15 protein-coding genes and 2 pseudogenes are annotated in these 13,901 nt (G+C 68.8%); 5 read left to right on the forward strand and 12 right to left on the reverse strand.

Annotation, left to right across the window (positions count from 1 at the left end; genetic code table 11):
* The 4 genes and pseudogenes from narY to narI all read left to right on the forward strand — a co-directional run.
* A pseudogene (gene narY, locus ACAG26_RS21855) lies at positions 1-712 on the forward strand (nitrate reductase subunit beta); the annotation flags it as partial.
* 15 nt (positions 713-727) lie between these two features.
* Positions 728-801: pseudogene (locus tag ACAG26_RS21860) on the forward strand (hypothetical protein); the annotation flags it as partial.
* 13 nt (positions 802-814) lie between these two features.
* Positions 815-1,453: a nitrate reductase molybdenum cofactor assembly chaperone gene (gene narJ, locus ACAG26_RS21865; RefSeq protein WP_370485170.1), complete on the forward strand. Its 639-nt coding sequence runs from the start codon at positions 815-817 to the stop codon at positions 1,451-1,453.
* Positions 1,441-2,190, forward strand: a complete 750-nt coding sequence (gene narI, locus ACAG26_RS21870; protein ID WP_370485171.1) for a respiratory nitrate reductase subunit gamma — start codon at positions 1,441-1,443, stop codon at positions 2,188-2,190. The genes narJ and narI overlap by 13 nt, the downstream gene beginning before the upstream one ends.
* Before the next feature lie 7 nt (positions 2,191-2,197).
* Here narI and ACAG26_RS21875 read toward each other — a convergent pair whose 3' ends face one another.
* The 9 genes from ACAG26_RS21875 to ACAG26_RS21915 all read right to left on the reverse strand — a co-directional run bounded on the left by ACAG26_RS21875 (position 2,198) and on the right by ACAG26_RS21915 (position 11,581).
* The gene (locus tag ACAG26_RS21875) at positions 2,198-3,163 is read right to left on the reverse strand and encodes a patatin-like phospholipase family protein (RefSeq protein ID WP_370485172.1); all 966 of its coding nucleotides are present in this window, start codon (positions 3,161-3,163) and stop codon (positions 2,198-2,200) included.
* Between the two features lie 78 nt (positions 3,164-3,241).
* The gene (locus ACAG26_RS21880) at positions 3,242-3,565 is read right to left on the reverse strand and encodes a hypothetical protein (protein WP_370485173.1); all 324 of its coding nucleotides are present in this window, start codon (positions 3,563-3,565) and stop codon (positions 3,242-3,244) included.
* 150 nt (positions 3,566-3,715) lie between these two features.
* On the reverse strand, positions 3,716-4,786 hold the full coding sequence (locus tag ACAG26_RS21885; protein WP_370485174.1) for an ABC transporter ATP-binding protein: 1,071 nt from the start codon (positions 4,784-4,786) through the stop codon (positions 3,716-3,718).
* Positions 4,786-5,637 (reverse strand): carbohydrate ABC transporter permease, encoded by an 852-nt coding sequence (locus tag ACAG26_RS21890; RefSeq protein WP_370485175.1) that lies wholly within the window; start codon positions 5,635-5,637, stop codon positions 4,786-4,788. The genes ACAG26_RS21885 and ACAG26_RS21890 overlap by 1 nt, the downstream gene beginning before the upstream one ends.
* Positions 5,638-6,546 (reverse strand): carbohydrate ABC transporter permease, encoded by a 909-nt coding sequence (locus ACAG26_RS21895; protein WP_370485176.1) that lies wholly within the window; start codon positions 6,544-6,546, stop codon positions 5,638-5,640. It abuts the gene before it with no gap.
* Entirely contained in the window at positions 6,543-7,868 is a 1,326-nt protein-coding gene (locus ACAG26_RS21900) for a sugar ABC transporter substrate-binding protein (protein ID WP_370485177.1), read from the reverse strand. Before ACAG26_RS21900 ends, ACAG26_RS21895 begins: the two co-directional genes overlap by 4 nt.
* Positions 7,869-7,877: 9 nt before the next feature.
* Positions 7,878-9,791 (reverse strand): YhgE/Pip family protein, encoded by a 1,914-nt coding sequence (locus ACAG26_RS21905; protein ID WP_370485178.1) that lies wholly within the window; start codon positions 9,789-9,791, stop codon positions 7,878-7,880.
* A gap of 2 nt (positions 9,792-9,793) precedes the next feature.
* Positions 9,794-10,522 carry an ATP-binding cassette domain-containing protein gene (locus ACAG26_RS21910; RefSeq protein WP_370485179.1) on the reverse strand — a complete coding sequence of 243 codons (729 nt, stop codon included), beginning with the start codon at positions 10,520-10,522 and terminating at the stop codon, positions 9,794-9,796.
* Between the two features lie 183 nt (positions 10,523-10,705).
* Positions 10,706-11,581, reverse strand: a complete 876-nt coding sequence (locus ACAG26_RS21915; RefSeq protein ID WP_370485180.1) for a sigma-70 family RNA polymerase sigma factor — start codon at positions 11,579-11,581, stop codon at positions 10,706-10,708.
* A 71-nt stretch (positions 11,582-11,652) separates the two neighbouring features.
* On the opposite strand from ACAG26_RS21915, the gene ACAG26_RS21920 reads away from it, so the two are divergent.
* On the forward strand, positions 11,653-11,997 hold the full coding sequence (locus ACAG26_RS21920) for a DoxX family protein (RefSeq protein WP_370485181.1): 345 nt from the start codon (positions 11,653-11,655) through the stop codon (positions 11,995-11,997).
* A gap of 13 nt (positions 11,998-12,010) precedes the next feature.
* Here the strand turns inward: ACAG26_RS21920 and ACAG26_RS21925 are convergent, their stop codons facing one another.
* From ACAG26_RS21925 to pncA, 3 genes are read right to left on the reverse strand one after another with little or no spacing between them, the layout of a single operon-like run.
* Complete coding sequence (locus ACAG26_RS21925) at positions 12,011-12,454, reverse strand: molybdopterin-binding protein (protein ID WP_370485182.1); 444 nt, start codon at positions 12,452-12,454, stop codon at positions 12,011-12,013.
* Positions 12,455-12,481: 27 nt separating this feature from the next.
* Positions 12,482-13,273, reverse strand: a complete 792-nt coding sequence (locus tag ACAG26_RS21930) for a ketosteroid isomerase family protein (RefSeq protein WP_370485183.1) — start codon at positions 13,271-13,273, stop codon at positions 12,482-12,484.
* Complete coding sequence (gene pncA, locus ACAG26_RS21935) at positions 13,273-13,833, reverse strand: pyrazinamidase PncA (protein WP_370485184.1); 561 nt, start codon at positions 13,831-13,833, stop codon at positions 13,273-13,275. The genes ACAG26_RS21930 and pncA overlap by 1 nt, the downstream gene beginning before the upstream one ends.
* Positions 13,834-13,901: the final 68 nt, after the last annotated feature.

Below are 13,901 nucleotides of genomic sequence, written 5' to 3' on the forward strand. Positions count from 1 at the left end.
TGCGGCACGAGCGGGCATCCCCTACGACTGGATCGAGGCCGCGCAGCGGTCCCCGGTCTACGAGCTGGCGGTGCGCCACCAGGTCGCGTTGCCGCTGCATCCGGAATACCGCACCCTGCCGATGGTCTGGTACATCCCGCCGCTCTCGCCGGTAGCCGATGTGGTCCATGCGGCCGGCTACGACGCGGACAACCCGGACAACGTGTTCGCCACGATCGACTCCCTGCGCATCCCCATCGACTACCTGGCCAATTTGTTCACCGCCGGGGACGCCGAGGTCATCCGCACCGTGTTACGCAAATTGACCGCGGTGCGCACCATTCAGCGTGCGGCCCAACTCGGCCTGGCCATCGACGACGGCTTGCCCGCGTCGGTGGGTGCCACCGCCGACGACCTCGACGACCTGTACCGGTTGTTGGCCATCGCCAAATACGAAGAGCGCTACGTTATTCCGCCGGCGCACACCGAGGAGGCGGGCCGGCTGATGGGCCAGCATGAGCAGCTGTTCTGCAGCCTCGACACCGACGGCGGCCCGGGGATGGGCGGTATGGGGCCACCCGGACCGCACGGCATCGGGTCCTACCGGCCGGGCGGCCCGTCGACCGCATCGACGGCACCCCAGCCCGCCGCCGGCCGAAGCCCCTTCAATCTGCTCAACTGGAACGGAAAAGACCGGGCTCCGGGGATGTTTCCGGAAGCGGGTCCGGCGTGAACCGCGCCGGCGACGATGCAGAGCGCAGCGATGAGGAGGAGCGGCGCCGATGAACCGCGCCGGCGACGATGCAGAGCGCAGCGATGAGGAGGAGCGGCGCCGATGAACACCGCGACCGCCAAGCTGGCGTCGGTGCTGCTGCAGTACCCCACCGCGGCCCTGTTCGACGGGCTGGACGAACTCGACGCGTACGCGGCCACCACGGGCCCCAAATCCGCGCGGGACTCGTTCGGCCGCTTCCTGGGCTGGTTGCACGTCACACCGCCGGATCAGGTCGCACAACACTATGTCGAGACGTTCGATCTGCGCCGCCGCTGCGCGCTGTATCTGACCTACTACCGCTACGGCGACACCCGCAAGCGGGGCATGGCGATGGTGACCATCAAGGCGGCCTACCGAGATGCCGGCTTCGTCCCGCGCGACGACGAACTGCCCGACTACCTGCCGATGGTGCTGGATTTCGCGGCCCTGTGCCCGCGCGGCCAGCGGCTGCTGACCGGGCACCGGCCCGACCTCGAGCTGCTGCGCCGCGGCCTGGTGAAGACCGAGTCGCCCTACGCCGACGTCGTCGCCGCGGTGATCGCCAGCCTGCCCAAACTCGGCAAATATGAGCTCAATCAGGTTCGCGCCGCCTGGGCAGCTGGCCCACCGCAGGAAGAGGTCGGGTTGGAGCCGTTCGCTCCGCCCGAATATCTGGCCGGATACCGCGCCGGGAACGGAGGCGACCAATGCCCCACATAACCACCTGGCACCTGTGGTGGTGGGTGATCCTGCCCTATATCGCGATCGTCGTGTTCGTGGTGGGCCACATCTGGCGGTGGCGCTACGACCAATTCGGCTGGACCAGCCGGTCCACCCAGCTGCAGGAACAACGGCTGCTCAAATGGGGCGCCCCGCTGTTTCACTACTCGGCGCTCGCCGCGATCGCCGGCCACGCCATGGGCATCCTGATCCCGAAAGCCGTCACCGACTGGCTCGGTATCCACGAGACCTTCTATCAGGACGTTTCCGCGGTCGCCGGGTCGGCGGCGGCGATCGGGGTGCTGATCGGCGGCGCCCTGTTGACCATTCGGCGCACCGCGGTGCCCCGGGTGCGGGCCACCACCAGCGCCGTGGACTACCTGGCGCTGATCCTGCTCGGCATCATCGTGATTCTCGGCATCTACCTGACGCTGGGGATTCAGGACACCTCGCATTACGAGTACCGCGAGACCGTCGGGGTGTGGTTCCGCAGCCTGTTCGCGTTGCATCCCAACGTCCAGGCGATGGTGGGCGCCCCGCTGATGTATCAGGTGCATGCGGTGGCGGCGTGGGCGATCTTCATCGTGTGGCCGTTCAGCCGTCTGGTCCACGCCTGGAGTTATCCGCTGTGGTATCTGTGGCGGCCCTACATCGTCGTGCGCAGCCGGGTGGCCAAACAGCCCCAAGAGCCGGGCACCGGCGGGCACAAGTGGCGCAAGATCGGGGTCCCCTACTGAGGCGGGGCTACGTGTCGAGGCTGGGCGCCGCGCGGCAGGCCGCCAGATAGTCGGCGAAACGCCAGGTGGACAAGAACTTTTGGGCTGCCTTCATTCCCCGCTGGTAGAGCACCTCGCGTTGTGCGGCGGTGATGTCGAAGTCGATCGCGCTGATCTCCTCGGCGGGCACGAAGATGGTGCGCCGCACCGTGCACGGGTCATCGAGGTAGGCGGTGTCCTGATTGCTCACCAGCGTTTCCAGGGCGGCGAAGCCGACGCCGAATGGCCCGTGCACCGGGTGCGTGGGCGGGATGCCGGGACGGGCCGATAACCGGATGCCGAACGTGGGCCACTGCGGCTCGGCGTCCGCCCGGTCGAACAACTGGACCGGGAAGTTCGACAGCAGGCCACCGTCCACCCAGGTCGCCCCGCGCACCCGCACCGGCTCGAACACGAACGGGATCGCCGAGGAGGCGCGGACCGCGCGGGCCACGGCGAAGTCGTCCGGATCGATGCCGTAGTTGTCGAGATCCCAGGGGATCCGGACCAGCCGCCGCCGGGACAGGTCGCTAGCCGTGACGACCAGCGACCAGGCGTATTGGGCGGGCTGCTCACCGGTGCGCAGGTCGCCGAACGTGCGCACCCCCAGGTCGCCGAGCAGTCCGGTCAGCAGCTTCTCCAGGTAGTCGCCGCGGTAGAGGCCATCGGAGACCAGCAGCGACAGCACCCCGCCGACCAGCGGCACCCGCCCGATCACGCTGGGATCGGCGAACTTTCGGTAGTCGATGCTGCGCATGATCTCCTCGAGCCGGGTCAGCGGCTCGCCGGCACGCTGCAGCGCCGCGGTCAGCGAGGCGACGACCGCGCCCGCGCTGGAGCCCGCGATGCGGGGAAACCGGTAGCCGTGCGCCGCCAGCGCCTCGATGGCCCCGACCAGCCCGATGCCGCGCACCCCGCCGCCCTCACACACCAGATCGGCCGGTGCGGTGTCCATAACGCCAGCATAGGCGGCTGCGACCGGCGGACCCGGAAGTTTGAATCTCGGCGAGTTTAATCCCCGCTCGGTCCGTCGCTACGACCCGCGGTTGAGCGGAAAGCGGTCCCGCAGCGCCGCCTGCAGGCGCCGCGCTTCGGCGATGCGGTCCCGCAGTTCGGCGGGTACCGCGGCGCCGGGATCACGGCGACTGCTGCGGCGCGCCTCGGCCGCCCTCGCGAGCTCCTCCAATTCGGCGATCTCGCTTTGCAGCAGCTCGTCAAAGAGTTTTGCCTGGGCGGCATCGGCGGCGATGACCGGGCGGGCGGCGGCGTCGGGCACCACCCCGAGGCGACGGGCCGCGGTGCTGGTCGACGGTAGGTCGCGCTCGCGGGGTCGGGCACCGGGGAGCGGGTAGGTCACCGCCCCGCCTTTGCGAGCTGCACCGTTAGCGGCTGTCGACACGATGTCATCTTCGCCGAGGATCGGCGGTCTCGCCACTCGAACCGTTCATCGGCAGGCCGCGATGCCGACAGGTCATCGTCACGCGCGCGTTACCCGAACCGCTGGCGCTCAGTGCACCCGTTGCCCGTCGACGCGGAAGAAATGCAGGTGGTCCGGTTCGGGGTGCAGGCGGATCCTGCTGCCGCGCTGGGCGGGATTGCGCCCGTCGACCCGGGCGACCACGGCGGGGCCATCCGCGGTGTCGGTGGCGAGGACGCGGCCATATATGTAGGCGTCGGCGCCGAGCTCTTCCACCAGGTCGATCTCGACCTCGACACCGACCGCACCCACCGCGAAGTGTTCGGGGCGGATCCCGACCACGATCTCGGTGGCCGAATCGGCGATCTCGCGGGCCACCGGAATCGCCCAGTCGCCCAGCGTCACCGCGCCGTCGCTGACTGCAAGGGTGAACAGGTTCATCGCCGGCGACCCGATGAACCCGGCCACGAACATGTTGGCGGGGTTGCGGTAGAGGGCGCGGGGCGTCGCGCACTGCTGCAGCACCCCGTCACGCAGCACGGCCACTCGGTCCCCCATCGTCATCGCCTCCACCTGGTCGTGGGTGACGTAAACGGTGGTGGTGCCCAGCCGACGCTGCAGACCCGCGATCTGGTTGCGGGTCTGCACCCGCAACTTGGCGTCCAGGTTCGACAGCGGCTCGTCCATCAGGAACACCTGCGGGCGCCGCACGATCGCCCGGCCCATCGCCACCCGCTGCCGCTGCCCGCCGGACAGGTCTTTGGGTTTGCGATCCAAATACGGCTGCAGATCCAGCAGCCGCGCCGCGTCCAGCACCCGTTCGCGGATCTCGGTTTTGGGGGTCTTGGCCACCTTCAACGCGAACCCCATGTTCTGGGCCACCGTCATATGCGGGTAGAGCGCGTAGTTCTGAAACACCATGGCGATGTCGCGGTCTTTGGGGTCGATTTCGGTGACGTCGCGGTCACCGATCCAGATCCGTCCGGTGTCGACGGCTTCCAGCCCCGCCACCATCCGCAGCGACGTCGTCTTGCCGCACCCGGATGGGCCGACCAGCACGACGAATTCGCCGTCTTCGACGGACAGATCCAGGCGATCCAGCGCCGGGCGGTCGCTGCCCGGGTAGCGGCGGGTGGCCTGCTCGAAGGTCACCGACGCCATTACCGGCCACCGAACCCGGTCATCGCGATCCCGCTGATGAACGCCCGTTGCGCGATGGCGTACACGATCACCAGCGGCACCAGGATGAGCATCGAGGCCGCCATCAACACCGGCCACTCCGCGACGTATTGGCCCTGCATCCACACCAGGCCCAGGGTAAGCGTGGCGATGCTTTTGCGTTGAATCATCAACAGCGGCCACAGAAAGTCGTTCCAGACGTTGACCCAGGTGAGCACGGCCAGCACCATCACCGCCGGCCTCGCGTGCGGCAGCAGGATCCGCCAGTACACCTGCCAGGACGAGCAGCCGTCGAGGATGGCGGCCTCCTCCAGGTCGATGGGCAGGGTGCGAAAGAACTGCCGCATCAGGTAGGTGCCAAAGGCGCTGCCGAACAACCCGGGGATGATCATCGCCCACACCGTGTCGGTCCAGCCGAACACCCGCATCAGGATGAACTGCGGGATCACGGTCACCGTCAACGGCACCATCAGGGTGGCCAAATACAGCACGAATAACGTGTCGCGGCCCTGGAACGGCAGCCGCGCGAAGGCATACCCTGCCAGCGAGCAGAAGAAGACCTGCCCGGCGGTGACGCAGCCGGCGTACAGCACGGTGTTGACGAACATGCGGAGAAACGGCATCCGGGTGAACACGTCCACGTAGTTGGACCACTGCGGATGCGCCGGGAACAGGATCGGTTCGGTCACCTCGGCCTGCCGTTTGAGCGATCCCGACAGCGCCCACAGGATCGGAAACAGCGCACACCAGGCGATTCCGATCAGCACCGTGTACCAGCCGACGGTGCGCACGATGGCGACCCTGATCCGTTGTGCGGTGAGTGCTTGGGGCATCTATTCCTCCACCGCGTTGCGCCGGGCCAGCCGCAGCTGCAGCACGGTCAGCGCCAGCAGGATGGCGAACATGACCCAGGCCAGTGCCGACGCGTACCCGAAGTCCAGGAACGCGAACGCATGTTGGAACAACATGATGCCCAGCACGTAGGTGCCCGTTTCCGGGCCGCCGTTGCTGCCGGTGAGCACGTAGACCAGGTCGAAAGCCTGAAACGCGTTGATCACCGAGATCACCACCACGAACGACAGCGCGCCGCGGATCATCGGAACCGTGATGAAAAAGAAGCGGCGCAGTCCGCCGGCCCCGTCGATGCGGGCCGCCTCGTAGAGGGTGTCCGGGACACCTTGCATGGCGGCCAGCAGCACCACCGCCGCAAACGGCACGCTCTTCCACACACTGACCAAACACAGCGACACCATGGCCCAGTTCGGGTCGACCAGCCAGGGCACCGGATCGATCCCGATCCAGCCCAGCATGATGTTGAGCAGCCCGTTGTCGGTGTTGAACACGAACTGCCACACCACCGCCATCACCACCGACGACACCGCCAGCGGTAAGAAGACGATGGTCCGAAATACGCCGATCCCCTTGAGGGTCCGGTTCAGCGCACCGGCCACCGCCAGGCTGATGGCGACGGTCGGCACCACGGTGCCCACGCTGAACACCACCGTGTTGCGGATCGCGATGAGGAACAACGGGTCGGCGGTGAATAGGTCGCGGAAGTTCGTTCCGCCGACGAACTTCGGCGGGGTGAACAGGTCCCAGCTCTGAAAGCTCATGTACAGCGAGAACCCGAGCGGGAACAGCATGAACACCGCGATCGCGGCCAGATTCGGGGCGACGAAGATCCGGCCGGCGCGCGCCCGTCGTCGCAGCGGGCCGCCGCGGGTTTCCTTGCTGGACGTCATGGCTTCCTCAACACCTCATCGACGTGGGGCGCCAACCGGGTCTTGAGCGAGGTGGCGGGCCGACGGCCCCGCAGCACCGGCCCGAACGCGCGGTCCATCAGCGCGTTGACCTTCTCCCAGACCGGGGTGATGGGCAGGCCCTCCGAGTTCGCGGGTCCGCCGGTCAGCACGCCGAGGTTGTCGATCCCGCGGTGGGCGTCGGTGAACCCGGGCGACTGGATCGCCGAGGTCAGCACCGGCACGAACAGCCCGGTCCGGCCGATCAGGGCCTGCCCGACCGGACCGGTGGCGAACTTGACGAACTCCCAGGCCTGCTGCTTGCGGGGGCTGCTCGCCGCGATCGCGAGCCCGGTGGTGCCGATATCGGTGCGGGCCGCGCGGCCTGCGGGCGCCGCCGGCCCGGTGGGCAGCACGGTGATGTCGAAGTCGAGGCCCTCGGCCCGCGCGAACGTCTGGTACCGCCAATGCCCGCCCAACGCCATGGCCGCCTTGCCCAGCGAAAACAGGTTCATCGTCGAAATCGACTGGGCGTCGGACGCGGTGGGCGCCACCTTGTGTTTGTTCGCAAGGTCGGCGTAAAACTGGATCCCGTCGATGAACGCGGCGTCGTCGAAATTGAGATGGCGTGGGTTCACCCGCGGCGTGGACCACGGCACCCCGTTGTTCATGCCGAACAGGCCGGCCGAATACGACGGCACCCAGGTGTCCACGAACCCCCACTGGGTGACCTTCCCGGTCGCGTCGCGTTTGGTCAAAGCCGTGGCCGCGTCCAAGAATTCGCTGAAATTCCACGGCCGCTCCCAGCGCGACGGCGCCGTCACCCCGGCCTCGGCGAACAACTTGCTGTTGTAGAACAAGAAGTTGCCCGACCACTGTTCGGGAAACGCGTACTGGCCGCCGGCGTAGCCGAAGGTCTCATACAGCGACCCGATGCTGTCGGCCCGCAGCTCGTCGGCGAACCTGCGGTCCCGGGCCAGCAGGGTGCCCAGGTCCAGCAGCACCCCGCGGTCGGCCAACCCGGCGTAGGAAAACTCCCACGCCATCAGCACGTCGGGGCACTTGCCGCCCGCGCAGAACGTCGACATCTGCTGCATCGGGTTGCCGCCGGACAGCACCGTGCGCACGCTGATCTCGGGATGCCGGCGGTGAAACGCGTCGATGATTCGCAGCCGGGCGTCGGCTTCTTCCGGGTTGGCCGCGAAGAAGAACGTCAGCGCGTCGTCGTCACGGCCGCATCCACTCGGCCACGGCGCCAGCGCCGCCGCACCCAGCGCGCCGGCGCCGCGCAACCAGGTGCGCCGTCCGAACGGCTTGCCGGCCATGATGTTCGGTCACACCTCGATCGGCGGGTGCAGCCGCTCCATGGTGAACTGACGATCTCGGCGCGCCGCGAAGGCACTGACCACCAGCGACGCCACCAGGATCCCGGCCAGCACCCCCACCGAGGTCCACATCCGGGCGTCGATGCCGCCGACCGTGAGTTGCCGCAGCCCGTTCACGGCGTAGGTCATCGGGTCGTAGGGGTGCAGGATCTGGAAGGGTTTGGCGGTGGTTTCCACCGGATACACACCGCCGGACGACACCAACTGGAACATCAGGAACGCCAACGTGATAACGCGGCCGACCGCGACGCCGAACACCGCGTTAAAGGCCTGGATCAATGCCAGGAACGTGGCGGCGATCAGCAGCAGGAAGGCCACCGCGCCGGCCGCGTAGCGGGCTTGCAACCCGACCCCGAAGTGCACCACCGCGTACATCAGCAGCACCTGGCACACCCCCAGCAGCAGCGCCGGCCAGTAGGAGGCCAGCACCACGCGCAGCGCCCCGAGCCCGTTGACGATGGCGCGGGTTTGCAGCGGCGTCAACAACATCCAGATGATCAGGGCGCCGATGAATAGGGCCAGCGGGAGGAAGAACGGGGCGAATCCGGTGCCGAACGTGGCGGCATGGTGGGTGAAATCCATGTCGACCCCGACCGGGCTGGCCAGGATCTGGGACACCTGGATGCGCTGCTGATCGGTGACGGACGAGACCTTGTCGGAGGCCTGCCCCAACCCGGTGGCCAACTGCTGCGCGCCGTCCTCGAGCCGGACGCTGCCGTCGGCCAGTTGCACCAACCCGCCGTTGAGCTTGTGGGCGCCGGCATCGACGTCGGCTGCGCCGGTGCGCAACTTCACCAGGTCGGACTTCAACCCGCCGTCCAGCGTGTGGGTGATAAACGTACGCAGCCGGCTGTTCGGGTCGGCCAGGTCGTTTTCCAACTGTTGCGCGTTGCTGCGCAGCTGGGCCAGGCCCTCGTCGGTGGTCGGGTCCATGCCCTTGGCGTTGAGCAGGCGCTGGGCGCCGGCCAGCGTGTCGCCGAGTCCCTGCACGGCGGGATCGGGGTTGGCGTGCAAGGCGTCCACCACCTGGTTGACGGTCCCGGCGGCGGACTTGTAGTCGACGTTGAGTGCCGCGATCCGGTCGGAGACGTCCTTGATGCTGCCGGACAGCCGTGTTGCCGCGGCACCGACCTGGTTCGGGTCGAAGCCCAACGTGGTCAGATCATCCATCGTTTTCAGCAGCGGGTCGGTGGCCTGCTGGATCCCGGTGGACAGCTGTCGGGTGCCGTCGGCGAGGGTTGCCGAGCCGTCGCGCGCGGTGACCAGGTTGTCCGCCAGCGTTTTCGAGCCATCCGATAGCTGGCGGGCGCCGTCGGCCGCCCGCTTGACCTCGTCGGTCACCTGGGTCAGCGCGGTGCCGATCACCTGCTCGCCGACCTTGGCGCTGACCTGGTTGAGAACCTCGCGGGCGGCGTTTTGTCCCATCACCGACGCCAGGTAGTTGTTGGCGTCGTTGAACCGGAATTGGATCTGCGCCTTCTGCGGGTGCGGCCCCGCCGGCGACACCACGGCCGCGCTGAAGTCCGCCGGCAGCGTGATCGAGAAGTAGTAGCTGCCGTCGGAAACCCCTTTGGCCGCTTGGCTTGCCGACATCTGGTGCAGATCCAGTTGACCGGATTTCACCAGCGCGTTGGCGACTTCGTCGCCGGCGTGCAATTGCCGGCCGGTCACTGTGGCACCGTGATCCTCGTTCACCAGCGCGACCGGAATCTTGTCGACGGCGGCGAACGGATTCCAGAACGCCCATAGATACATCGCGCCGTACAGCAGCGGCAGCACGATGATCGTGACCAGGGCCAGCCGCGGCATGGTGCCGCGGGAGTAGCGCTTGAGGTCAGTGCCCAGCGACATTCCAGCGAGCATGATCAGTCGTCACCTTTCTCGCCGTGGGTTTGCGTAAGCTCGGCGCGCTCCAAGTTCTCGACAGGGACTTGGGCCCGCACCCCCCACGCCGGGGGGATGTCGTTGACCGTGGCGGTGATGACGGTTTGCTGCTTCCCCAGCTCGACCAGGCGGCGCACCAGGGCTTCGCGGTTGGTGTCGCTGGCCACCTGGTCGATCCCCCCGACCACCAGCAGCGGGGGGCGGGCGGTGTTGGCCAGCGCGATCCGCAGCAGCAATCCGTCGAGTTCGCTGAGCTCCTCGACGTATTCGGTGAGGCCCGGCGGCGACAGCTCCCCGAACACCGGTTCGCACACCTGGTCGCGTTCGGTGTCCCCGGCGCGGCGGATCAGCCGATACCAGGGCGCATCCCAACGCAACTGTTCGGTGATCAGATCGCGGACGGTCACCGACTCGAACACCGAGTCGAGTTCTTCGATGCCGGCCAGCGCGGACACCTTAAAGATGTCGCGGGCTCGGTGGTGCCCGAACACGCGCACCGACCCCGACGACGGCTTCATCCGACCGGCCAGCGTCATCAGTAGTGCGGTGCGCGCCGACCCGGCGGGACCGACCAGTGCGGTCACCCCACCGGACTCGATGTCGAGGTCAACGGGCCCGATGACCGGTCCCCACGGACCGGTCACGCACAGCTCGCGGGCGGTCACCGCGGGCGGTGCCGGTTGCTGCTCGGCCGTCTCCTGATCCGGCACGGATGTCCCCCTTTTGGCCACCGTCAGTTCCCGTGACCCATCAAAGCAGACCGCGGGCGGGCGAACCGGGTTGTCGAGGTGCCGAATATGGCCGAGAACGCTGCCGCCCTCGCCGAGCGTGCGTCCACGGCGGGATTTCGGCGAAAATCTCGCCGTGAGCGCACGTTCGGCGCGCGGGTTACCTCAGTCCGGGAGCGCCAGCGCGGTGGCCCGCAGCCGGTCGGGATCGCCGATGATGTCGATGCGGTGGATGCGGTCGTCGTCGCCGATGCCGATGCGCAGCACGGCCTGCAGGTGTCCGCCGGGGGCGATGGCGATGCCGGGTGCGCCGTCAACGAGGACCACCACCCCGGCGCGTGCGCGCCGGGTGAACCGGCGGGTCTCCTCGGCGACCTGCACGGCGCCGCGCACCTCGGCAGGCACATCGTCGGGCACCAGCACACGGTCGACCCGGCGCACCACGTCGGGGGCCAACAGCTGCAGCAGGGTCGGGATATCCCCGCCGCGGGAGGCCGCCAGAAACGCCGCCACGATGCGGGCGTGCTCGGCGGTGCGCGGCGCCTCGACGGCCGGGCCGGCCGCCAGCCGCGCGCGGGCGCGGCTGGCGAGTTTTTTCGCACTGTCGGTCGAGCGGTCCAGCGCTGCGGCGATCGCCTCGAACGGCAGCCCGAACACGTCGTGCAGCACGAACGCCACCCGCTGCGCCGGTGACAGCCGATCCAGCACCACCAGCAGGGCACGACTGACCGCGTCGGCCCGCAACAGGTCCTCGTCGGCGGCCGGGGCCGCCATCGCCGGGGCGCGCTCCAGGTCGGTCAGCGGCCGCTCGGCCCGACGCTGACGGGCCCGCAGTTGGTCGACCGCGACACGCGCGGTGATGGTGGTGAACCAGCCGGTCAGGTTCTGCACCGCGTGCGGGTCCGCGCGGCTGGCCTTGAGCCAGGCGGTTTGCACGGCGTCCTCGGCGTCGGCGGCCGAGCCGAGCAGGTGGAAGGCCACCGACCGCAGGTGCTGTCGGTCGCCGTCAAACTGCTGGGCCAGTTCTTCCGCGGTGGTCATGGGTCACCTTTCCCGCAGCGGAGCCGTCAAGGAGGTGAGTCCAGTCACCAAGCCGAGGAGACCCAACACCCATGAGCCTATATCTCGTCATCACGCTGATCACCGCGGTCGCCACCACCGCCGTCGGGGTCGCCGATCTGGTTCCGGCGAAATTTGTGCTGGCCAACTCGGCGCAGGTGGGCGTGCCGCGGTCCTGGTTGCCGATGCTGGGGACGCTGAAGCTGGCCGGCGGTGTCGGGTTGGTCGTCGGCCTGCTCGGACTGCCGATCGTCGGCGTCGCCGCCGCGACCGGGCTGGTCGCCTTCTTCGTCGGCGCGGTCGTCACGCACATCCGGGCCGGTGTGCTCTACAACATCGCGTTCCCCGGCGGCTACCTGCTGCTGTCGGCGGCGTCGCTGGCGCTAGCCGTCGCCTGAGCAGCCGGGCTGCTCACCCAAACGCGGGCGGCGGCTCGGCGCGGCCGCCGGTGGTCGACCGCCCGGGCAGCTCCACGACGACGTTGGTGGCCTTGACCGAGGCAACCACCAGGCTGCCCGGCCCCAACTCCAGCTCGTCGGCGGCCTCCCGGCTCAGCAGCGACACCAGCCGAAACGGGCCGGCCTGGATATCGACCTGCGCCATCACCGTGTCGCGGAGCACGTTGGTGACCAGCCCGACCAACCGGTTGCGGGCCGACTGGCCGACCACCGGGCTGCGGGACAGCGGCTCGGAGACGGCGCGCTCCTGCGCGAACCGCGCCAGCTCGGCCCCGTCGACCAGGCGCGGCCCGCTGCCGGGCAGCACCGTCAGCCGACCGGATTCGATCCAGCGGCGCACAGTGTCATCGCTGACGCCCAGCAGCTCCGCGACTTCGGCGATTCGAAAACTTGGCACGGGGTTGAGCTTATTGCCGAGGCGCCCTCAGCGGGCGAAGTACCGGATCCGGGTGATCGCATCCCCGCGGCGGGTGAGGTCGGCGAACAGCACCCCGCGCCCGCGGTCGGCGTCGATCGAGACCGCCGCGGTGAGTCCGGCGCCGATCATCTTCGTCCAGCTGGCCCCGTCGAGGTGCTCGATGAGGTCGGCGAGGCGCGCCGGCTCGTTGTCGCCGAACGTGATTGCGTCCTCGGCAACTAACGCCTGCCGCGCGGCGAACCGGTCGCCGTGCCCGACCGCCGTCAAGAACCCGCCCAGCAACCGCTTGTGCCGGGTGCCCACCCGGCGAAATCCGGTCGCGAATCCCACCGTGCCGGCCAACCGCTGGTTGCGCAGCAGCCCGGCACCCAGTTGGACGGCGGGCGACGCGGCGCGCACACCGTTGCGCAGAAATTGCCCCATCATCGCCGGCAGCTCCCAGTACGCCCGCAGCGCCGCAAGTTTCCATGCGCCGTCGTCCTCGCGCAGGTCGTAGCGCAGGAACGCCGGGATGCGCATGGTGACCGCCCCCATCGCGACCTCGAGGTCCAGGTCGCGCACCACGACGGATCCGTGCACGACGTCCAGGTCGCGGTGGAAGGTGATGGCGCGCGGCCCGATGAACGTGTCGAAGAACCGGCCGATCTGGGCGTGGCCGGTGTGTGGCCGGGACCCGACCGGATCCTCGACCCGGCCGTCGTCGGTGAACAACCCGACCCAGCCGTCGCGATCGTGGGCCGCGGCGGCCTGCGGTGACCGCTCGACGACGGCCAGCAGATCCGGGTTCTGGGCCGCCATCAGCCGGCCCGCACCAGGTCGACGCCGGCGGCCCGCATCTCGTCGAGGGCCGCGGCGGTCGAGTCGGCGGCCACCCCGGCGGTCAGATCCAGTAACACCCGAGTGGCGAAGCCGGCCCGAACGGCGTCCTCGGCGGTCGCGCATACACAGAAGTCGGTGGCGATCCCGGCCACGTCGACCTGGTCGACCTCGTGGCCGCGCAGCCAGTCGGCCAACGCGCTGTCGGTGGCGTCGGTGCCCTCGAACCCGCTGTAGCCGGCGCTGTAGGCCCCCTTGCGGAACACCTCGTCGATGGCCGCGGTGTCCAGGTCGGGATGGAAGCGGGCCCCGGCGCTGCCGGCCCGGCAATGCGGTGGCCACGACGACTGATAGTCGGGCTGATCGGAGAAATGGTCACCGGGATCGATGTGGTAGTCCTGGGTCGCGACCACCTGGTGGTAGCCGTCGGCGGCGCTCAGGTAGTCGGTGATCGCCCGGGCGACCGCCGCGCCACCGGTGACCGGCACGGCGCCGCCCTCGCAGAAATCGTTTTGTACGTCGACGATGATCAACGCCCGCATACGCCCACCGTATCCCCGACGCGGGAAGGCGGTCGTTGCGGCTGGTGGCCGGTGACCGCGTTGCATCA

It is taken from the genome of Mycobacterium sp. pUA109, from assembly GCF_041287095.1.
In the GTDB taxonomy this organism is placed as follows: Bacteria; Actinomycetota; Actinomycetes; order Mycobacteriales; family Mycobacteriaceae; genus Mycobacterium.